Consider the following 19,673-nt stretch of genomic DNA (forward strand, 5'->3'; position numbering starts at 1 on the left):
ACAGTTTTTGGTACAGTGTCATAAAAAGTCTTAAAAAAGAATAAAATTTTCTTAAAATTTTAGAAGTCTAAACCAAAAAAGGCCATTCATTTATTGAGAACAGCCTTTTTGTTAATTATTAATTAAGAATTAAATCTTTGCGATGTGCTGAACTAAATCAACTACTTTGTTAGAGTAACCAATTTCGTTGTCATACCAAGCAACTAACTTAACGAAAGTAGGGTTTAGCATGATACCAGCTTCTGCATCGAAAATAGATGTTCTTGTATCACCTACGAAATCTTGAGAAACAACAGCATCTTCTGTGTATCCTACAATTCCTTTCAAATCTCCTTCAGCAGCTTCGCACATTACTTTTTTGATTTCGTCGTAGTTTGTTTCTTTTGCTAATTTAACTGTTAAATCAACTACAGAGACATCAACAGTTGGTACACGGAAAGACATTCCTGTTAATTTTCCGTTCAATTCTGGAATTACTTTTCCAACTGCTTTCGCAGCTCCAGTAGATGAAGGAATGATGTTTACCATTGCACTACGTCCACCTCTCCAATCTTTCATTGATGGTCCGTCAACTGTTTTCTGAGTTGCAGTAGTTGCGTGAACTGTTGTCATTAAAGCTTCCACAATTCCGAAATTTTCGTGAATTACTTTTGCTAATGGTGCTAAACAGTTTGTTGTACAAGAAGCATTAGAAACGATTGTGTCTTCTGCTGTTACAGATTCGTGGTTAACACCCATTACAAACATAGGGGTATCATCTTTAGAAGGACCTGTTAAAACAACTTTTTTTGCTCCAGCTTCAATGTGTTTTCCTGCAGTTTCTTTTGTTAAGAATAAACCTGTTGCTTCGATTACGATATCAGCTCCAACTTCGTCCCATTTCAAGTTCGCTGGGTCTCTTTCAGCTGTAACGCGAATTGTTTGTCCATTAACAATTAAGTTTCCGTTTTCTACTTTAACTTCTCCGTTAAATTTTCCGTGAACTGAATCATACTTTAGCATATAAGCTAAATAATCAACGTCTACTAAATCGTTAATACCTACGATTTCAATATCGTTTCTCTCAATAGCAACCCCGAAAACAAGGCTACCAATTCTTCCGAATCCGTTGATTCCAATTTTAATTTTTGACATAGTATATATAATTTCCCTTTATATTAAATGTTTAAATCGCTAAAATATTAGCTACTTTGATTAACTCTTCGTCAATCTCATTGTGTTTTTTGATGGCTTCATCTATCGCTGTAAATACAACTTTATTAGAGCGAATACCAGCCATAAGATTTGTTTTACCTTCTAGTAAACCTTCGACAGCAGCAATTCCTAAACGACTTGCTAAAACACGATCGTGACAAGATGGAGAACCACCACGCTGTATGTGTCCTAAAACTGTTACACGAATATCATATTCTGGATGACGATTTTGTACTTGTTTTGCTAATTCAAAAACTCCACCTAATTTTTCACCCTCTGCAACTACAACGATGCTTGATTTTTTTCCAGATTTTTCTGAACGTTCTAAAGAAGAACATAATTCTTCGACACTATCACGTTGTTCTGGAATCAAAATATCTTGTGCACCTGAAGCAATTCCACTATTTAAAGCAATAAAACCTGCATCGCGTCCCATTACTTCCACAAAAAATACACGATCATGTGATGTAGCAGTATCTCTTAATTTATCAATTGCATCAATTACAGTATTCAAAGCTGTATCGTACCCAATTGTAAAATCTGTTCCGAAAATATCATTGTCAATTGTTCCTGGAATTCCAATAAATGGAACACCAAACTCTTGATGAAAGATATTTGCTCCAGTAAAAGAACCATCTCCACCAATTACAACTAAAGCATCAATGTTATTTTGTTTTAGATGATTGTATGCTTTTTGACGACCTTCTGTAGTTTTGAATTCTAAAGAACGAGCAGTTTTAAGAATTGTACCACCTTGATTGATAATATTTTTCACTGAACGAGGTCCAAGTTCAATCATATCATTGTTAATCAAACCTTCGTAACCTTGACGAATCCCTACTGATTTGATATCGTAGTACTTACATGCTCTTACAACGGCACGTAAGGCCGCATTCATTCCAGGCGCATCACCTCCAGAGGTTAATACACCAATTCTTTTTATATTGTTTCCCACGTTTTTCCCTTTATTAAATCAAATATAATAAAAAATCAGAATATTATTATAATTGGTAGTATGAAAGATAAATTAATCTTCGTCGACAGGTTTTAACGTTCCGTCTGCAAAATCTCGTTGAAGAATAACCGCAATATACAAATCTTCTCGTGTTCGCTTCGGATCATAAGTTTGTTTTAGATCAATATTAAACGCGCCACTTGCTGCTTGATAAAGAAAAGCATTCAATCCGCCACGTAATTCTTTTATAATATCGTATGTTGTTTTATTTGTTTCTTTATAGATTAATTTAGTAAGAATTTGTCCACGAGAACTTGACATATTTTTTAATTGATTCTCAAATTGATCAGCCAAATCCTTTTGGCGAGATTTAATAAAACGTGTTTTGTCTCGTCTTTTATCCATTGTTTGAATGGTGTCTGATACATAATTATATTCTCTAACAGCAGTTCTTACATACGGCCAAACATCGCGAACACGCTTTCTTAGCCATAAATAATATTTTTTTTCTAAATCAGTTTTTAAATGAACCGAATAACTATTCATTTCATTAAGATGTATTGTGTCTAAAGGATTAAACGCAAATTCATCTAAATTAATTGAATCATTTTTAATTTCTTGTGCAGGATTTTTTCCACCTAAATCTAACCCAAAAATTTGAGCATTAACATTAGATAATCCAACAAAAGTAAGTAGTAAAGTTATATGATAGATATAAAATTTCATATCAGAATTAGTTCAAAAATTGTTCCTAAAATTAGTACATTTGTTAGATAAATAAACTAAAATGAGTACAAATAATTTGTTTGATCAACAATCTTTGGATTTTTTGACAAAATATTTAAATACAGCTTCACCTACAGGTTTTGAAAGTGAAGGACAAAAAGTTTGGATGGATTATATCAAACCATATGTAGATGAAGTAAAAACAGATAATTACGGTTCTGCTTATGGTATAATAAATCCTGAAGCGAAGTATAAAGTTGTGATTGAAGCCCATGCTGATGAGATTTCTTGGTTTGTGAATTATATTTCTGATGATGGATTGATTTATGTGATTCGTAATGGAGGATCAGATCATATGATAGCACCTTCTAAAGTGGTTAATATTCATACCAAAAAAGGAATTGTAAAAGGAGTTTTTGGTTGGCCAGCAATTCATTTGCGTCAAGCAGGAAAAGATGAAGCGCCAACTCCAGATAAAATTTGGATTGATACAGGTTGTACATCGAAAGAAGAAGTTCTTGAACTTGGAATTCACGTTGGTTGTGTGATTACTTATCCTGATGAATTTTTTACATTGAACGATCGTTATTTTGTTTGTCGTGCAATAGACAATAGAATGGGAGGGTTTATGATTGCTGAGGTTGCGCGTAAATTGGCAGAAAATAAAGATCAATTAGATTTTGGTTTATACGTTGTAAATGCGGTTCAGGAAGAAGTAGGGTTGCGTGGCGCGGAAATGATTACGCAAACAATCAAACCAAATGTTGCGATTATTACTGATGTTACACATGATACAACGACACCAATGATTACAAAATCGAAAGAAGGTGAGCAAAAATGTGGTGATGGCCCAGTTGTTTATTATGCGCCTGCTGTGCAAAATAATGTACGCGAATTAATTATTGATGCAGCTGAGAAAAACAATATTCCTTTTCAGCGTGCTGCAAGTTCTCGTGTAACAGGAACGGATACAGACGCTTTTGCATATAGTAATGGTGGTGTACCTTCAGCTTTAATTTCGTTGCCTTTGCGTTATATGCACACAACTGTAGAAATGGTTCATCAAGCTGATGTAAAAAATGTCATCGAGTTGATTTACGAATCAGTGAAAACAATTAAAAACGAACAAAGTTTTAAATATCATACTGTTTAAATTATAAAGTGATTAAAAAATATAAAGGCTGTCGTGAGACAGCCTTTGTTGCTATTTTGTGCTTCGATCTACTTCAAAAATTTCTATAATTGAATTTAAATTTAGCTAAATTTATTCAGAAAATCATTATTCAATCAAATATTAGAATAAATCTTTAGAGAATGATTATTTTTATACTTTAAAAGAAATAAGATGAAAATTGAATTAAATAGAGTAAATCAGGCTTCTCACTATGAAGCGACTGCGTCAAGTTCTTCGGTAAAAGTAAATATTGATGGACCTGAATCGATTGGAGGAGAAGGAAAAGGAGTTCGCCCAATGGAGTTGGTTTTGATTGCTTTGGGAAGTTGTAGTGTTTTTGATTTGAATGAAATTTTGAAGAAACAACGCCAAGAAATTGAAGATATTAAAGTTGAGGTTGAAGGTCAGCGTCGAGATGAAATTCCAAATATTTTTACAAATATTCATATCAAATTTTTCTTAAAAGGAAATATTGATTTAGATAAAGCAAATAAGGCTGCTGAATTAGCGGTTAAGAAGTATTGTAGTGTACATGATATGCTTGCAAATGGAGGAATTGATATCACTTACGAGATAAATGTAAATTAAATTGATAACAAAAAAAAGGTCTTTCGAACGAAAGACCTTTTTTTAATACATACATTTTCAATTAAGCTTCAACAATAGTTAAAGCTTCTTGAAAGATACTAACTTGCGCTAATACTTTATTTTTTAATTCTTCATTTACAATTTCGTTATTTTGGAAATTATCGTTGAAAGATGGGAAAGTTGTGCTTGCTACAATTTCTCCGCTTGCAAACATTCCAAAATATTTTGTTGCAACTTCCATTACATTTCCTCCACCATAAGCACCTGGAGATGTACTTAATAACAACAATTTTTTATCTTTCAAATATGGCATTTCGATACGAGAAACCCAATCCAAAATATTTTTTAATGCAACAGAAAAGTTTCCATTATGTTCTGCCAAAGAAATTACAACACCTTCTGCATCTTTGATTTTATTGTAAAAATCCTGCGCTTCTTGTGGAAATCCATTTTCTAATTGACGGTCAATAGAATAGATAGGCATCTCGAAATCATTGATGTCAACTAAATCGATTTCTGCATTTTCGATTTGATTTAAAGTATAATTTAATAATTCTTTATTGATTGATTTTTTGCTGTTACTACCAGCGAAAGCTAAAATTTTCATATTCTTATTGAGTATTTTCATTTTTGATGAAGCAAAGTTATTGCAAGCAACCATAAATTTTATTGACCTATGTTAGGAAAAGATAAAAACTTATATTTTTTTTCTAAATTCATCAATTTTAAGAATCAATTCTCTGTTTAATTCTTCATTAGTGATTTTATCTTCTGCAAAATTTTCGTTGAATTTAGGCAAAGAGAAATCGACTAAAATGTCACCTCCCAATTTTGTAATTAATTTAGAACCTATTTCTAAAGAGTTTTTAGCTCCATAACCACCAGGAGATGTACTCATAACGAAGACCTTTTTTCCTTCAAGAAATTTATAATTAATTCTTGAGCACCAATCCATATAGCTTTTAAAAACTGCTGTAATGCAAGCATTATGTTCTGCTAATGAAATAAGTAAAATATCAGAATCAACAAGTTTTTGATAAAATCGTTTTACTTCATCAGAAAAACCTTGTTCTTTTTCTATATCAATATCAAAAGTAGGAATATCAAAGTCATCTAAATCTAAAATCTCAATTTGATCTTTGTTTAATAAAGAAGAAGCATAAGTTACGAGTTGTTTATTGATAGAAGTAGAGCTGTTACTTCCGGCAAAAGCTTTAATAATCATAGTTTTTATCTTAAGTTATTGTTTTTTTGTGTGTAATAATTGCGCATATTCTGTTGGTCGAATTCCTGAAACTTTCTGAAAAATATTACTGAAAGATGACAACGAATTATAACCAACTAACATTGCGATTTCGTACATATTGTATTTATTTTCAGCAATCAATTCCAATGATTTTGTGATACGTAATGCGCGTAAAAATCGAACATAATTAATTCCCATATTATCTTTGAATTTTCGAGATAATGTTCGCGTGCTCAAACCAAATTGTTGCGCAACTTCATCTATTGTATAGTTTTTCTCGATATTTTTCATCAGAAATCGAGCAATATCAATCAGTTTCTGATCTTTTGGAAATGGATGCTGAATAAAAGCAGGTAATTTGTTCGATTCCATTTCGGGTAGAATAGATCGTATGGCTTTTACAAAATCATATTTTGCAGGATCTTTTTCCGAAATTGATCCACTCCAATTTTTGGTGTACAAAATCATTTCCCTTAACAACTCATTCGTGTAATAAATATTTGTAATCGAATAAAAATCGTTTTCTTCTTTTTCGGTCTTGAAATAAAAGTTATACAAATCGCCTGTTTTACTATTCGTTAAGATAGAATGTGGCGTATTTGCAGGAATCCACATAAAACAACGCGCAGGCAAATACCAATGTTTGTCGTTTACAAAAACATGTACAATTCCGCCTTCTGCATATAATAATTGTGCTTTTTTGTGTTCATGTACGCGCGTTCCTATCGTATCTAAATGTGCATGTTGTATGTAAAAATGGACTTTAGATTTGTCAACTTCGTTAAAAAAAAACTGATCAAACAACATTGTTTTATACTTTTATAAAGTGAAATATTTTTGCTTTTGCAAATTACTTTATTTTGGCGTAAATGAGCAAATTATTTTCTTTTTTTATCAAGAGGGTAAAGGTGTTTTGAATGTAACTTTGCATCACTAAAAATCAATAACAGACTTATAAATAATACAAAATGATATTTAAATTCGTTAAATATCAGTTGCTTACATTGTTGTTAATGCTGAGTGGGTTGAGTTATGCTCAAAATGAAATAGACTATAACCAACTGAAATTAAGCAAAGCAATTGAAATTGGACTTCAAAATAATAAAAAATTACAAATTAGCGCTTTAAAAACTAATATTGCTGAATTAAAAGAGAAAGATCTTAAAAATGAGAAATTGCCAGATGTAGACTTTCATACTGGTTTTCATGTTTTGAGTAATTTACGCCAATATGAAGACGGTTTTCTAAAACCTTCTACAAAATATGCTGTTCCTCGAGTGAAATACGATTTTACACTTTCGGCAGAAATTCCAATTTATTTAGGTGGTAAATTAAAAAATGATGAGAAAAAATCTGAAATAGAAACTAATATTTCGAAACTGCAAGTTCGAAAAGATGAACGAGAATTGAGAATGCAAATCATCACAGCTTATTTACAAGCGTTGCATTTGCAAGAACAACAAAAGTTAATTTCAGATAAAATGAGAGAAGATTCGGTTGTGATTAAACAAACAGAATCCTTGAAAAAAAATGGTTTGGTAACCTACAACGAAGTCTTGAGAACAGAATTGCAATTGTCAAATCATAAAATGTCTTTTACAGAATTGGCGAATGAAATTTCGATTATTGAACATCAAATCAAAACAATTTTAGCCTTACCAGAAAATCAAGAAATGCATATTGACACCAATGATTTGTTTACAAATGAAGAGCATTTGGGTTTGGTTGATGAAATGATTTTGGAAGCAATAGATCAAAGTGAAAGCTTGAAAATTGCGAAAGATGATTTGAATTTGAAAGAAATTGATAAGAAAATTACCAAAGCTAATACATTACCAAAAATAACTGCTGGAGCGGAATATGGATATAATTATCCAAACTTTATGTTTTTTCCACCAGAAGAATATTTGTACAGATTTGGTTCTGTTGGTGTAAATGTTTCGATTCCGTTGAGTAATTTTTTCAAGAATAAACAAAAAATGCAAATCGCAGATCGTAACATTTCAATTGCAAAATTAGAAATAGAAGAGAAAGAAGAACAAATTCGACATGATGTTTTTGCAGCGAATAAACGATTAGAAGAATCGATCGATAAAATAAAAATTGCGGAAGATGCAATTGGTCAAGCCAAAGAAAATTATCGAATTGTTAGAACAAAATATGTCAACAAATTGAGTTTGATTACAGAACTTATCGATGCGGATAACGCTTATTTAGAAGCTCAATCGAATTTGATTTCATTGCAAATTAACAAACAATTAAAATACTATCAATTACAATACATTTTAGGAAACTTATAAAAATGGGAAAACAACAGACAAAAGGAGAAAAACGAATGAATAGAACGCTTTCTGCGATTGCTTGGATTTTTATTATCATAGGAATCACTGCAGTAGCTTGGTTTTATTTCTTTTCGAGTTCACATGTCAATACAAATGACGCGCAAGTGCGACAATATATTACGCCAGTTTCGAGTAAAGTTTCTGGTTTTATCAAAAAAGTAAATTTCGAAGAAAATCAATTTGTACACAAAGGTGATACGCTTGTTGTGATTGACAATAGAGAATTTCAGAACCAGATTGATATTGCAGAAGCAAATTTAGAATCGACTTCGCAATCTGTTTTAACATATGAAAAAGCGGTAGATACAAAATCAAGTGATGTTAATATTGTTAATGCAAATATAGAAGCTGCTAAAATAGAGGTTTGGAGAACTGAAAAAGATTATAATCGTTTCAAAAATTTAGTGCAAGAAGATGCTGCAACCGTGCAACAGTTTGAAGAAGTTGAAGCGAAATATAAACAAGCAAAAGCAAGTTTGAGTGCTTTGGAACAACAACGTAATGCCGTGAATGTTAGTGCGTCTGCAGAACAAACAAAAGTTGCGCCTGCAAAAACTCAAATTTTACAACGAAAAGCCCAATTGAACGATGCTAAACTTATTCTCTCATATACCTATGTTGTAGCACCTTACGATGGTTGGGTTGGAACAAAAAATATACAAGAAGGTCAGTTAATAAAAGAAGGGCAGGCCTTGGTGCAAGTAGTTTCGAAAGAGAAATGGATTGTTGCAAATTTTAAAGAAACGCAAATTGGAGAAATCGATTTGGATCAACCAGTTATTATAAAAGCTGATGCCTACAAATACATTGAGTTTGAAGGAAAAATTGAATCACTTTCGCCAGCTTCTGGGTCTGAGTTTGCTTTGATTAAACCTGATAATGCTACAGGAAACTTCGTGAAAATTGAACAACGTTTTCCTGTAAAAATAATTCTGAAAGAGTCTAAAAACAACGAAAAATTACGTACCGGAATGAATGTAAATGTTTCCGCAGAAAAAGTAAATTAAATAAATGTCACAACAAAATTCAATATTTAATAAATGGGTTCCGCAAAAATTGGTTGTGCCAATTTTTATCCTTGCGCTATTTCCACACTTGATGATTTTGACTATATTCAACATGAATAGTACGTTTACAGCATCATTTTTGGATTTGGAGGTCGACGATTTGCAGTTCCTTTTTTCGATGGCGTATGCCACTATTGTTTGTGGCTTATTTATTCACGTTCGATTTTTTCACTTTTTCAATATCAGAAGTTATTTGCTAACAATGACCATGCTTAACATTTTGGTATTGTTTGGAATGACATTAACGACAAATACAGAATTGATTTTGATTCTGCGTTTTATTCAAGGACCTTTATCGCTTTTCGAAGGTTGTATTTTGTTGCCAATCATTATGTCGAATATTAAAAGTGAACATTCAAAATTGATTGCTTATTCGTTTTTGTATGGCGTAATGTTAACAGGTGATAAATTTACGACTTCTATCGTGAAGTTTGCGATTGAGAATTATAACCACAATATGATGGTGTATACGATTATGAGTTTTCATGTTGTAGCATTAATTATTTATGTATTTTTCTTTAATCACAACAGAATGTTTCCTAAAAAACCATTGTATCAATTAAATTTAGGAGGAATTTTCTTGATGATTATTTCCCTAATTTCTGGCGCGTTTTTCTTGATTTATGGGAAAAAATATTATTGGTTCGAATCGCCAATTATTATCACAGCATTTGCATCAACACTCGTTTTTAGTGGCTTATTTTTATTGCATCAAAAAACAGCCAAACGACCTTTGTTTCATTTTGAGATTTTCAGATCAGAACGTGTCATTTTAGGAATATTAATGTTTTTTGTTTTCTATACTTTGCGTGCTGGGATGAGCAATATTTACCAAGTCATGTCAACAGTTTGGAAATGGCAATGGGAATATGTGTTGCAGATTCAATATTTTAATGTAGCAGGTTCCATCATTGGTATTGTATTTTCATTTTTCATGGTTAAAAATAAAGTTGATTTTAGAAAAATATTTTTTCTTGGATTTGTACTTTTAGCCATGAGCATGTTGTGGTTTAGTTACTTGTTTTATCCAGATACAAAAGTCGAGGCAGTAGCGCCAACGCTGATATTAGAAGGAATTGCGCAAGGTGTTATTTTTACGCCATTAGTGTTGTATATTACAGGTTCTGTACATCCTTCTATTACTGGTAGTGCGGCGCAAGCAGGTACGGCGATTCGTTTTTGGACGACAACAATTGGTTTTTCGCTGATGCAAAATGCAATTTTATACTTGACGACTAAACATCAATTTTTGATGACCAAAAATTTAGACAAAACGAGTCCGATTTTCCAACAACAATGGAATAGTTTGTTCAATAAAAATATTGCGAGTCATCTTCCAAACGAAGCAGAAAGTATTACTGCCGCAGCTTTAAAAGCAAAATTGTATAACCAAGCTTTGTTGGTTAGTAATATAGAGATTTTCCGAACATTGTTTGTTGTGGGAATTATCGCTGCGATTTTTGTAATTCTTTATCAACCGATAAAAAATAGACTTTTACATCGTTAAAATAATTTTTATATATTACTTTTTTATTTAATTGGCGTATTTGATTTAATAGAATCAAGTACGTTTTTTTTTATGACAAATTTTTTAAAATGAATATTTTATCAAAATTATCCTGTAGAAAGGTCATATTTTAAAGTTTTTTAAATTTATAAATGGCTTAAATGAACAAATTTTATTCTCAAATAATCAACTTGTTTTTATGCGCTAGCACTTACTTTTGCCATCAAAATAAATCAAACGAAAAATGATTAATTGTTTTAATAAATGTTAGTTGTATTTTATTGATTTTAAATTTGTTATATTTTTATAAAATGAATCATCGTATTTTAACGATTTATTATTCAGAATCACATTTTAGCCTTTTGACTTTTCTCAGGCAGCTTCCTTTTTTTACTTTTTAGGTAAGATAATCACGAAATCAATAAAATATTTTTAATTAGACAAACTTTCGAATGAATGTTTTGAACTTGATTGTAAAATTGAATAAATAACTCAATGCACAATCAACATCCCATTTTCAAGAAATGGATACCAGAAAAATTGGTGCTTCCAATTCTCATTGCCGCGTTGATTCCGCATGTGATGATTCTCTCACTTTTCAATATGAATAGTACATTTACAGCTTCATTTCTAGATGTTGATGTAGACGATTTACAATTCATTTTTTCTTTGGCTTACGCCACAATTGTTTGTGGACTTTTTATTAACGAACGGCTTTTTCAGTTCTTTAATATTCGCTCTTATTTATTGTTTATGACTATTATCAATATTATATTAATGTTAATAATTTCGTTGACAACAAATACGCAATTGATTTATTTACTTCGTGTGATACAAGGAACAACATCTTATCTCGAAGGATGTATTATTGTTCCGCTAATTATGTCGCGTATAAAAGGCGAATATGGACGATTATTAGGAAATACGTTTTTGTATGGATTTATGATGACGGCTGATAAATATACAACCTCTATTGTAAAATTTGCCATCGAAAATTATAATTTCAATATGGTGATTTATACTGTCATCTTTTTTCATGTTTTATTGTTATTGATTTATGTTTTTCTCTTTAGTCATGGTAGATTGTATCCCAAAAAACCATTGTATCAGTTAAATTTGGCGGGTTATTTTTTGATGATGATGTCATTAATAGCAGGAGCTTTTTTATTGATTTATGGTAAAAGATATTATTGGTTCGAATCGCTTTATATCGTTATTGCGTTTGCTGCAATGTTTATTTTCTCAGGCTTATTTATTTTGCAACAATTAACGTCTAAAAAACCAATTTTCCATTTCGAGATTCTTCGTTCCGAAAGAGTTATTGTAGGTATGTTGTTGTTTTTTACATTTTATATTTTCAAATCGAGTATGAGTAACATTTATCAAGTGATGAATGTTGTTTGGAAATGGAATTGGGAGTTTGTTTTGCAAATACAATATTATAATTGTGCCGGAATTTATATTGGAGCATTGTTTGCTTATTACATCATAACACAATTTCAAACGCAATATAAGTATGTGTTTTTTGGAGGTTTTTTTTGTTTAACGTTTGCTATGTTGTGGTTTAGTTACATTTTGGTTCCAGATACTCGTCCGAATGCAGTTATTCCGCCATTGTTGATGGAAGGAATGGGAAAAGGAATGTTGTTTGCGCCAATTTTGCAATATATGGTATGTTCTGTACATGCTAATTTTTCTATGAATACCATGCAAGCAGCAGTTGCAATGCGTTATTGGTCGTCAACAATTAGTTTTTCGATTATGCAAAATGCAATTCTTTTCTTGACGACTAAACATCAATTTTTGATGACGAAAAATTTAGATATTACCAATACAATTTTTCAAGAACAATGGAATAATCTATTCAATAAACACGATACAACTCATTTAGTAAATGAGTCTATCAGTTTGACAGCAAGCAATCTAAAATCTCAATTGTATAATCAAGCTTTGTTGATCGCAGATATTCAAATTTTTAGAACCTTATTTTATTTCGGAATTGTAATGATGGTTTTTATTATGATTTATAATCCAATCAAAGGAATTTTACATCTTAGGAAAAAGAGAAAAGAAACTCATTGATTCGCTTTTTTTCTGGTATTGATTTCTGCATTTATTTTCGCTAAACCTGTTATAAGAGGAATAAAAGTTACAGAACATGATAATAAAATAACGAATGTTACATTGATATCATATTTGTTTGTCATCTTCAGAATTAATAAAACGATTGCAATGAGTAATAAAGGAATTTGAATGCTAAGATTAAGTTTATTAACTTTTTTTCTTTTTTCATTTAATTCTTCTAATGTTAATTCGCTCAAAGGTTTTTCTTTGTTCATCTTAATTATTTTATTAAAGATAGTAAAATCAAATTAAAAAATAGATTCAACAAAAAAGCTAACCAATTCGGTTAGCTTTTTAATTTTTTTCTAAAAAATTTTTAATCCCTTTTATATTTTTCTTTGTAAGTGTCAAATGCTTGCATCAAATTTTCTTCAATAGCTTTTGGCATTCTGCGCGTCGCTTCAAATTCATTTGATGAAAGTGATTTGAATTCTGAAAGTGTTGGTATTAATTCAATCGAATTAACTAACATTTCAATTTCTGTTTCATATTGACGATTAGCCAAAGAATGAAACGTATCATTCCCGTAAACAGGAACATATTGTTGTTCAATCAAAAAGCCAGCATCGGCTTCTGTGTCTACAAAATGAGTTGTAACACCAATTTCGACTCCTTTTGTGATTGCCCATTTTAATGAATCTAAACCTCTTGTCAAAGGTAAAAAACCTGGGTGTGTATTGATAATTTTATGATTGTCAACCAACTCATCTGGTAATAATCCCGCACCTGCAATAATTACATATTCAGCTTTATAATCGTTTAATTGATTATTCAACGTTTCAGCAGTTGTCAAATCGAAATTATAACCAAAATTATTACAGTAATCATCTAAATTTACTTGAATCGCTTTACTTGGACGATGTTGATAAATTGGTTTGAACGGATTTTCTCTTTGTACAAAAGGCAAAGCAAATATTTTTACATTTTGATAACCTTTAGCTTTTAATCCGTGCAAAACATCTTGTGTTTTGCGATGAGGAGTATTGTAAGAAATTACCGCTATTTTTGGTTGAGCTGCCATGCTTATTTAATCAAATATTTTTTGTGATAATCAACAACATTATCAATTGGTTTTCTAATAATATGACCAACTGTTAAGTGATATTCTGCCGCAACTGAACGAATAACATCTTCGTAAATATGAGCAATTGAACCAATAAAATTTAATTCAGAATGACGAGCTTCTTCGTAAGGCATAATTTGATATTCGATAAAAGAAGACATCGCATCATAAATAATTTTCTGAATAAATGGATCATTTTTATGTTCAACAACAAATTTATTGAAAGAAGCTAAATATGTATTTGCAAATTTATTTTGGTACACATTTTTATTTAACTCATCTACAGATAATTTATAATAATCATCAAAAGCTTTTGCTAAATGTGGAGGCATTTTTTTTGTATAAAAAGCGCGTAATACACGTTTTCCTAAGTCATTTCCAGAACCTTCGTCTCCTAAGATATAAGCTAAAGATTTTGTTTCTTCACGCATTGTTGTTCCATCGAAATAACAAGAGTTAGAACCTGTTCCTAAGATACAGACCATTGCAGGTTTTCCCATGTAAGTGGCATAACAAGCGGCTAATAAATCATGGTCTATTACAAATTCAGCATTTGTAAAGAAGTTTTGTAAACCTTCTTTAACAACAGCATGCATTGTTTCGCTGGAAGTTCCAGCACCATAAAAAAAGATTTTTGCGAAATCATTTGCAACAGGTGCAAAATCTTCATTTTTTTGTAATTCAGTCGTAATATCTTCTGCTGTTACAAAATACGGATTAAATCCAATTGTACTTGTTCTAAAAACTTCATTAAGGTCGCTATCTAAAATTACCCAATCCGTTTTAGTAGATCCACTATCTGCTATTGCAATCATTTTTTTGTTTTGATATAATTGAAGAGTGCTAAAATAGTATTCTTTTAACAATGCACATAAAAAAACGCCCGAAATTTCGGACGTTTTCAAATTTTTTTTTTAGTGATCATGGTCGTAATCTTCACCTACAACGATTTCGATAAAAGATTGCGTTTGATTTCCAGCGCGATCAATTAAGAATAATCCTAAGTGATAATGTCCTTCCGTAATTCCTTCTGTAGGAATATTTACTTTATGACTTAATGTGTGCTCAGTTTTTCCTGCTGGAATAGCTTCTTCTGCATCATACGTCCAATTAACATTTGCTGTTCTGTGTTGATGACCATCTTCTGCGGAATGAATTTCAATTTTTACCGTTCCCAATTCTACATTGTCTTTCAAAATAGCATCAATTGAGATGGTTTCGCCTAAATGAAATTCATCGTGGTCTTTAGGTGCAATCAAATTAATTTCAGGTTTTGTTGTATCTAATGAAAAATCATCTGATGAACAAGATGTAATGAATAATGCTGATAATGTTATAAATGAATAGTTTAAAATTGAATTTTTCATTGTTTTATTTTTTTTGAATTGAATATTATTTTTTTAAGATTTTGGTTGATTTATTAATAAACAAAATCCTGAGGCGGACCTCGTGTAAAATGATATTCAATTGTAGAATGTTTAATTTTTTCTACTTGTTCAAAACTTTCTTTACTGTAAAATTCTTCGTTCGGTTTTGATTCTATTTTTGGTTCATCATGCGTGTCAATAAAGACAGAGTAATAGGTGAAATGATTACATTGATGATGAATAATTTCTTTCTTTTGATTCGAAAAATCTTGTGAATGATCGATTAAAGAAAAATGTAATTGATTAAAAGTTGGAATCGAAAAAAGAATAATACTAAAGAAAAGTCCAAAAATAGGATGTTTCTTTTTCATGTATCAACTATTTTCCGAACGGAATTCCTAACATAATTTGTATGTTTCGAGCTTGTTCTGGTAATTGCAATGCACGATAAAAACTGGTGTGATTGTAATAGTTTTTATTGAATAAATTAGAAACCTGAACACTTAAATTTGCACTAAAATTATTGAATTTAAGTTTCGTTTTTCCTCCAATTCCAACCAAGAAATAACTTGGAGTGATATCTTCATTTTGTGCAATTTTATCTTGCTCAAATGTATATTTTCCATTTGCAAAAAAGCTCAAACCTTCTAAAAATGCAATATTTTGATTGATTTTATAATTAATTTGTCCAAATAAATTATTTGCAGGAGTGAAAGGAAGATAATTTCCGAATTTTTTATTTTCCGTAATTTGTCGATTGTATAAATATTCGTACACAAGATTTGCATCAAAATTTTCGTTGATTTTCTTACGAACTTCAAATTCAAAACCAGTCAACAAAGCTTTGCTTTGTGTATATTGATAAATTTGTCCACCATGAGGAAGAATCGAAAATTGTCCCGAAGGTTTTAAGAAAATATAATTGCTGAAATAATATAAATACGGACTTAGCGAAATATTCCAATCATTTTTGTGAAAAACAGATTTGAAATCTACAGCAATTCCTTTTTCTATATCAAGATTTTCGTCACCTCGTTCATGTCTAAAACTACCGTGATGAATTCCGTTAGAACCCAATTCTATAGCGGTTGGTAAACGGAAATTTGTTCCAACATTCAAGTTGAAATCCCATAAATCATTTGGTTGAAAAGTTGCACCAATCATTCCGTTTAAATTACTGAAACTACGATCGATTGATTTGCTACGATTTGCATAATAATCTGCAATGCCTTCAGAATTACCTTTTTCAATCAAATAATTGTAAAGAAATTCATCAAAATAACCTTCCGATTTGAACGTCGAATAATCGTAACGTAAACCAGCAGTTACTTTCCAACGATTTCCTTTTTTGAATTCTTCAATCAAAAATCCGCTAAAAATATTTCGATCATATTTTGGTAATAAATAATTGTAACCAGCAATATTATTAGCTTGTAATTGCGCTTGTGCGCCAATTATTGTTTTGAAATTTTTGCTATGATTATGTTCAAATTTTAATTGAGAATCATACGTTGATAAATTAAAATCTAATTCTAAATCAGGATTTTTTGTTGGAACTGGTTGATTTGCATAATGTGTGTGAAATGAACTAACTTCTTGTCGACGATTGTTTTGATAACTTGCTAAAAATTTTAAAACGTCTTTTGAATTTAAACGAAATTCATTTTCGGAAATTACTTTAAAATGATTCACTTTTTGATAAGGAAATTCGATATTTCTATAATTTCCATCATCTTGAAGTCTATCTACAGAAGGAATTCCGTGTGAACCAGGAAAGAAACCGATTTTCTGATTAACGTTAGAAACCGTTAAAATTGAACGAAATTTTTCACCAATATAACCTGTTTGTATTTCAGCATTCAAATCTTGTCCAGCCGTATTTTTTACACGTTTATTGTAAATTGGTAAATAACGATTTAGGTAATAAATGCGATCAGTAGTCGTTCTGTAGTCTGCATAATCAGAATATGAACCTTTTATTTTATAGAAAAAATGATCGTTACGAGATTTCAAATTAAATCCAATTCCGTAATTATCATTTATTGATTGATATAAAGTTTTTACTTCTCCAGAAATTGAATGTTTCGCTGGTAAATTGTTATTGTTAATCTTGATAACTCCAGCAATAGCTTCATTTCCGTACTCCAAAGCCGCAGGACCTTTTATCACTTCGACATCTTCAACATTTAGCGCATCAATCTCCAAACCATGATCGGCTCCCCATTGTTGTCCTTCTTGTTTTACACCATTTTCAGCAACAATTAATCGATTGAAACCAAGTCCACGAATAATTGGTTTTGAAGCTGATGATCCAATTCCAGAAGCATTAACACCTGTAATGTTTTCAAGTGATTTGGCTAATGATCCTGCATAGTTTTCTTGAATATAAGATTGATCGACACGCTCTACATTAGCTGTTGAAAAATCGTGATGATGTCCTAAAACAGTAACTTCATCTAAATTATATGCTTTGTGAAAAGTAAGTGTAAAAACAAATTTTTGTTGCGAATCAAACGTAATATTTTGAGAAAAAGGTTCGTAACCTTGTTCATCAATTTGAACTTGATAATTTCCTTTGTTTAAATTCTCAATTCTAAATTTTCCTTCGGCATTTGTGTGATATTCTTCGTTGTTGAAGTATACAGTTGCGAAAGGAATTGGTTTTTGATTTTTATCTATAATTTGACCTTCGAAAATGTTTTGTGCAAACACAGTTCCGCACAATAATGTAGCCGCAATACTACATTTTATGTTGATTGACATAAATACAATAATTTAATAACGTTAAAAAAATAAGGTGGTTTTTTCTGAAATTAAATTGCGTAGGGCGGTGCTCGAAGACTTTTTTGAGTAAGTAATACAGCTTGTTTTACACGAGTTGTGTAAAGTGTTTTATCTTTTTGGATAAATGATTGACACCATTCGAATAACTCGATTTCTGAATCATTTTCTATAAAATGTTGATTGAAATGGCAAATTGTACAGCTATGATCGTGTACGTTAGAGAATTTGTCTTTCAACTCTTTGTGCTCTTTATTTAGAGTATGATCCAATATATGCGCAGACTGATACACTGTCATAAACAGTGAAATCGTTAGCATAAGATATTGGATAAATTTTTTCATTCAGTTTACAAAAATAAGATTTTATTTCATTTCTTTCAACTCTTTCATGTTTTGTTGAAGTTTTCTTAAAAATAAAAAATAAATAATCCCATAATAAACCGTTCCTATAATCACAATAAAAGCAACAGCAGTTATTATTGCAATCCAACCATAAATAGCAGCATTATTCAAAATTGGCTGTATATCATGAGCGTGTTTTGCCAAATAAATAGATTGGCCTAATTCATAATAAAATGGGGAAGAGGAAACAATTAAACTTAAAACAGTAAAAAGAATAAACAAGTTAACCAAACGACGAAATGAAATAATGTTTTTCATCAAATCGACGACAGATTGATTAAGATCTATTTTTTTGAAATAACGATAAGCCATCACCAAAAATCCAAACGTAATCACAATACTAAAAACCGAAGCGATCTCGTAATTGTTAATTGTTTTTTCTTCGACTAATGTTTTGACTTCGTTATTAAAAAAATTTTTTCCTGAAATTAAAACATATAAATTGTAGACAAGAAAAAGGATAAATTCGCAAAAAGTGAATATAAATAACCATTTTATTGTCGTTGATGATTTTTTCTTCAACATTTGAAAAATTTGATTTTGATCAAACTTTTCTTCGTCCTTTATGGAACCCCAAATTGATTTTAAGTCATCTAACTCCATTATTGTTCCATTTTAAACATTATTTCTTTTAATTTTATCTTCACTCTGTTCATCTTTACTCGTGCATTTACTTCCGAAATTCCTAAAGTTTCGGCAATATCTTTGTAAGGTAAGTCTTCCAAAAATAGCAGTACCAATGCACGTTCTACGTCGTTTAATAATCTAATTGCCGCGTATAAAAGTGTGATACGTTCTTCTAAAAATTCGTCTTTGTCGTCTGATGTTAAGTTTAAAAATTGAGCTTCATTAAAATCAGTTTCACTGGATTTTGTTTTTTTTTTGATTAATGTAATTGCTGTGTTTAAGCTAACACGATACATCCACGTACTAAATTTTGAATCTCCCTTGAAGGAATCGTAAGAACGCCATAATTGCAATACAATTTCCTGAAATAAATCCTCATGAGAATCCTTGTCGTCTGTGTAAATACGACAAACCTTATGGATAATTCCCTGATTTTTCTCGACTAATTCGGTAAATATTTTTGCTTTATTATTCAAACTATTATTCTGTTGCTCTTTATTTGTAGTAA

The 19,673-nt window shown here is 30.7% G+C and carries 21 protein-coding genes; 6 read left to right on the forward strand and 15 right to left on the reverse strand.

The genetic code is table 11. The annotated features are described in order from the left end of the window. Window positions 1-129: 129 nt before the first annotated feature. The 3 genes from gap to B3578_RS12325 form a co-directional block, all read right to left on the reverse strand. Window positions 130-1,134, reverse strand: a complete 1,005-nt coding sequence (gap, locus tag B3578_RS12315; protein ID WP_286495233.1) for a type I glyceraldehyde-3-phosphate dehydrogenase — start codon at window positions 1,132-1,134, stop codon at window positions 130-132. 31 nt (window positions 1,135-1,165) lie between these two features. Next, a complete protein-coding gene (gene pfkA, locus B3578_RS12320; RefSeq protein ID WP_260391944.1) occupies window positions 1,166-2,149 on the reverse strand; it encodes a 6-phosphofructokinase in 984 nt (327 codons plus the stop codon). A 72-nt stretch (window positions 2,150-2,221) separates the two neighbouring features. Next, window positions 2,222-2,875 (reverse strand): DUF4294 domain-containing protein, encoded by a 654-nt coding sequence (locus B3578_RS12325; protein ID WP_291049091.1) that lies wholly within the window; start codon window positions 2,873-2,875, stop codon window positions 2,222-2,224. A 61-nt stretch (window positions 2,876-2,936) separates the two neighbouring features. Here B3578_RS12325 and B3578_RS12330 point away from each other — a divergent pair, with 61 nt between their 5' ends. Together B3578_RS12330 and B3578_RS12335 are read left to right on the forward strand one after the other, a co-directional pair. Further along, window positions 2,937-4,028 carry a M42 family metallopeptidase gene (locus B3578_RS12330; RefSeq protein ID WP_286495231.1) on the forward strand — a complete coding sequence of 364 codons (1,092 nt, stop codon included), beginning with the start codon at window positions 2,937-2,939 and terminating at the stop codon, window positions 4,026-4,028. Between the two features lie 192 nt (window positions 4,029-4,220). Further along, window positions 4,221-4,637 (forward strand): OsmC family protein, encoded by a 417-nt coding sequence (locus B3578_RS12335; RefSeq protein WP_286495230.1) that lies wholly within the window; start codon window positions 4,221-4,223, stop codon window positions 4,635-4,637. A gap of 61 nt (window positions 4,638-4,698) precedes the next feature. Here the strand turns inward: B3578_RS12335 and B3578_RS12340 are convergent, their stop codons facing one another. From B3578_RS12340 to B3578_RS12350, 3 genes are all read right to left on the reverse strand, one after another. Next, the gene (locus B3578_RS12340; RefSeq protein WP_260391945.1) at window positions 4,699-5,265 is read right to left on the reverse strand and encodes an NADPH-dependent FMN reductase; all 567 of its coding nucleotides are present in this window, start codon (window positions 5,263-5,265) and stop codon (window positions 4,699-4,701) included. Between the two features lie 69 nt (window positions 5,266-5,334). Continuing rightward, window positions 5,335-5,862 carry an NADPH-dependent FMN reductase gene (locus tag B3578_RS12345; protein WP_221855853.1) on the reverse strand — a complete coding sequence of 176 codons (528 nt, stop codon included), beginning with the start codon at window positions 5,860-5,862 and terminating at the stop codon, window positions 5,335-5,337. Window positions 5,863-5,877: 15 nt separating this feature from the next. Next, window positions 5,878-6,690, reverse strand: a complete 813-nt coding sequence (locus B3578_RS12350; protein WP_038336064.1) for an AraC family transcriptional regulator — start codon at window positions 6,688-6,690, stop codon at window positions 5,878-5,880. Between the two features lie 161 nt (window positions 6,691-6,851). Between B3578_RS12350 and B3578_RS12355 the strand changes: the two genes are divergently transcribed. From B3578_RS12355 to B3578_RS12370, 4 genes are all read left to right on the forward strand, one after another. Beyond that, a complete protein-coding gene (locus B3578_RS12355; RefSeq protein ID WP_291049100.1) occupies window positions 6,852-8,183 on the forward strand; it encodes a TolC family protein in 1,332 nt (443 codons plus the stop codon). Between the two features lie 2 nt (window positions 8,184-8,185). Further along, a complete protein-coding gene (locus B3578_RS12360) occupies window positions 8,186-9,232 on the forward strand; it encodes an HlyD family secretion protein (RefSeq protein ID WP_280037837.1) in 1,047 nt (348 codons plus the stop codon). Window positions 9,233-9,236: 4 nt separating this feature from the next. Next, window positions 9,237-10,799: a hypothetical protein gene (locus tag B3578_RS12365; protein WP_115001100.1), complete on the forward strand. Its 1,563-nt coding sequence runs from the start codon at window positions 9,237-9,239 to the stop codon at window positions 10,797-10,799. Between the two features lie 495 nt (window positions 10,800-11,294). Beyond that, complete coding sequence (locus tag B3578_RS12370) at window positions 11,295-12,881, forward strand: hypothetical protein (protein WP_291049105.1); 1,587 nt, start codon at window positions 11,295-11,297, stop codon at window positions 12,879-12,881. On the opposite strand, the gene B3578_RS12375 is transcribed toward B3578_RS12370, so the two are convergent. The 9 genes from B3578_RS12375 to B3578_RS12415 all read right to left on the reverse strand — a co-directional run bounded on the left by B3578_RS12375 (window position 12,875) and on the right by B3578_RS12415 (window position 19,641). Continuing rightward, window positions 12,875-13,138: a hypothetical protein gene (locus tag B3578_RS12375; RefSeq protein WP_286495225.1), complete on the reverse strand. Its 264-nt coding sequence runs from the start codon at window positions 13,136-13,138 to the stop codon at window positions 12,875-12,877. The two genes, B3578_RS12370 and B3578_RS12375, sit on opposite strands and share 7 nt — an antisense overlap. A gap of 101 nt (window positions 13,139-13,239) precedes the next feature. Further along, window positions 13,240-13,944: a formyltransferase family protein gene (locus B3578_RS12380; protein WP_286495224.1), complete on the reverse strand. Its 705-nt coding sequence runs from the start codon at window positions 13,942-13,944 to the stop codon at window positions 13,240-13,242. A 2-nt stretch (window positions 13,945-13,946) separates the two neighbouring features. Further along, window positions 13,947-14,801 carry a BadF/BadG/BcrA/BcrD ATPase family protein gene (locus tag B3578_RS12385; protein WP_221855585.1) on the reverse strand — a complete coding sequence of 285 codons (855 nt, stop codon included), beginning with the start codon at window positions 14,799-14,801 and terminating at the stop codon, window positions 13,947-13,949. 99 nt (window positions 14,802-14,900) lie between these two features. After that, complete coding sequence (locus tag B3578_RS12390) at window positions 14,901-15,353, reverse strand: DUF4625 domain-containing protein (protein WP_291049109.1); 453 nt, start codon at window positions 15,351-15,353, stop codon at window positions 14,901-14,903. 53 nt (window positions 15,354-15,406) lie between these two features. Then, a complete protein-coding gene (locus tag B3578_RS12395) occupies window positions 15,407-15,724 on the reverse strand; it encodes a hypothetical protein (RefSeq protein ID WP_038337229.1) in 318 nt (105 codons plus the stop codon). A gap of 7 nt (window positions 15,725-15,731) precedes the next feature. Continuing rightward, window positions 15,732-18,116 (reverse strand): TonB-dependent receptor, encoded by a 2,385-nt coding sequence (locus B3578_RS12400; protein WP_291049113.1) that lies wholly within the window; start codon window positions 18,114-18,116, stop codon window positions 15,732-15,734. Between the two features lie 50 nt (window positions 18,117-18,166). Beyond that, the gene (locus B3578_RS12405) at window positions 18,167-18,433 is read right to left on the reverse strand and encodes a hypothetical protein (RefSeq protein ID WP_291049116.1); all 267 of its coding nucleotides are present in this window, start codon (window positions 18,431-18,433) and stop codon (window positions 18,167-18,169) included. A 66-nt stretch (window positions 18,434-18,499) separates the two neighbouring features. Beyond that, window positions 18,500-19,141: a hypothetical protein gene (locus B3578_RS12410; RefSeq protein WP_291049119.1), complete on the reverse strand. Its 642-nt coding sequence runs from the start codon at window positions 19,139-19,141 to the stop codon at window positions 18,500-18,502. Further along, complete coding sequence (locus B3578_RS12415; protein WP_291049122.1) at window positions 19,141-19,641, reverse strand: RNA polymerase sigma factor; 501 nt, start codon at window positions 19,639-19,641, stop codon at window positions 19,141-19,143. The genes B3578_RS12410 and B3578_RS12415 overlap by 1 nt, the downstream gene beginning before the upstream one ends. Window positions 19,642-19,673: the final 32 nt, after the last annotated feature.

Origin of the sequence: Empedobacter sp. UBA1574, assembly GCF_002322895.1 — a bacterium.
Classification (GTDB): Bacteria; Bacteroidota; Bacteroidia; order Flavobacteriales; family Weeksellaceae; genus Empedobacter; species Empedobacter falsenii_B.

Bases quoted from the DNA above. Each gene is read 5' to 3' on its own strand.
- gap (WP_286495233.1), bottom strand. From the start codon at position 1,134: ATGTCAAAAATTAAAATTGGAATCAACGGATTCGGAAGAATTGGTAGC.
- B3578_RS12325 (WP_291049091.1), bottom strand. From the start codon at position 2,875: ATGAAATTTTATATCTATCATATAACTTTACTACTTACTTTTGTTGGA.
- B3578_RS12330 (WP_286495231.1), top strand. From the start codon at position 2,937: ATGAGTACAAATAATTTGTTTGATCAACAATCTTTGGATTTTTTGACA.
- B3578_RS12335 (WP_286495230.1), top strand. From the start codon at position 4,221: ATGAAAATTGAATTAAATAGAGTAAATCAGGCTTCTCACTATGAAGCG.
- B3578_RS12340 (WP_260391945.1), bottom strand. From the start codon at position 5,265: ATGAAAATACTCAATAAGAATATGAAAATTTTAGCTTTCGCTGGTAGT.
- B3578_RS12345 (WP_221855853.1), bottom strand. From the start codon at position 5,862: ATGATTATTAAAGCTTTTGCCGGAAGTAACAGCTCTACTTCTATCAAT.
- B3578_RS12350 (WP_038336064.1), bottom strand. From the start codon at position 6,690: ATGTTGTTTGATCAGTTTTTTTTTAACGAAGTTGACAAATCTAAAGTC.
- B3578_RS12355 (WP_291049100.1), top strand. From the start codon at position 6,852: ATGATATTTAAATTCGTTAAATATCAGTTGCTTACATTGTTGTTAATG.
- B3578_RS12360 (WP_280037837.1), top strand. From the start codon at position 8,186: ATGGGAAAACAACAGACAAAAGGAGAAAAACGAATGAATAGAACGCTT.
- B3578_RS12365 (WP_115001100.1), top strand. From the start codon at position 9,237: ATGTCACAACAAAATTCAATATTTAATAAATGGGTTCCGCAAAAATTG.
- B3578_RS12370 (WP_291049105.1), top strand. From the start codon at position 11,295: ATGCACAATCAACATCCCATTTTCAAGAAATGGATACCAGAAAAATTG.
- B3578_RS12375 (WP_286495225.1), bottom strand. From the start codon at position 13,138: ATGAACAAAGAAAAACCTTTGAGCGAATTAACATTAGAAGAATTAAAT.
- B3578_RS12380 (WP_286495224.1), bottom strand. From the start codon at position 13,944: ATGGCAGCTCAACCAAAAATAGCGGTAATTTCTTACAATACTCCTCAT.
- B3578_RS12385 (WP_221855585.1), bottom strand. From the start codon at position 14,801: ATGATTGCAATAGCAGATAGTGGATCTACTAAAACGGATTGGGTAATT.
- B3578_RS12390 (WP_291049109.1), bottom strand. From the start codon at position 15,353: ATGAAAAATTCAATTTTAAACTATTCATTTATAACATTATCAGCATTA.
- B3578_RS12395 (WP_038337229.1), bottom strand. From the start codon at position 15,724: ATGAAAAAGAAACATCCTATTTTTGGACTTTTCTTTAGTATTATTCTT.
- B3578_RS12400 (WP_291049113.1), bottom strand. From the start codon at position 18,116: ATGTCAATCAACATAAAATGTAGTATTGCGGCTACATTATTGTGCGGA.
- B3578_RS12405 (WP_291049116.1), bottom strand. From the start codon at position 18,433: ATGACAGTGTATCAGTCTGCGCATATATTGGATCATACTCTAAATAAA.
- B3578_RS12410 (WP_291049119.1), bottom strand. From the start codon at position 19,141: ATGGAGTTAGATGACTTAAAATCAATTTGGGGTTCCATAAAGGACGAA.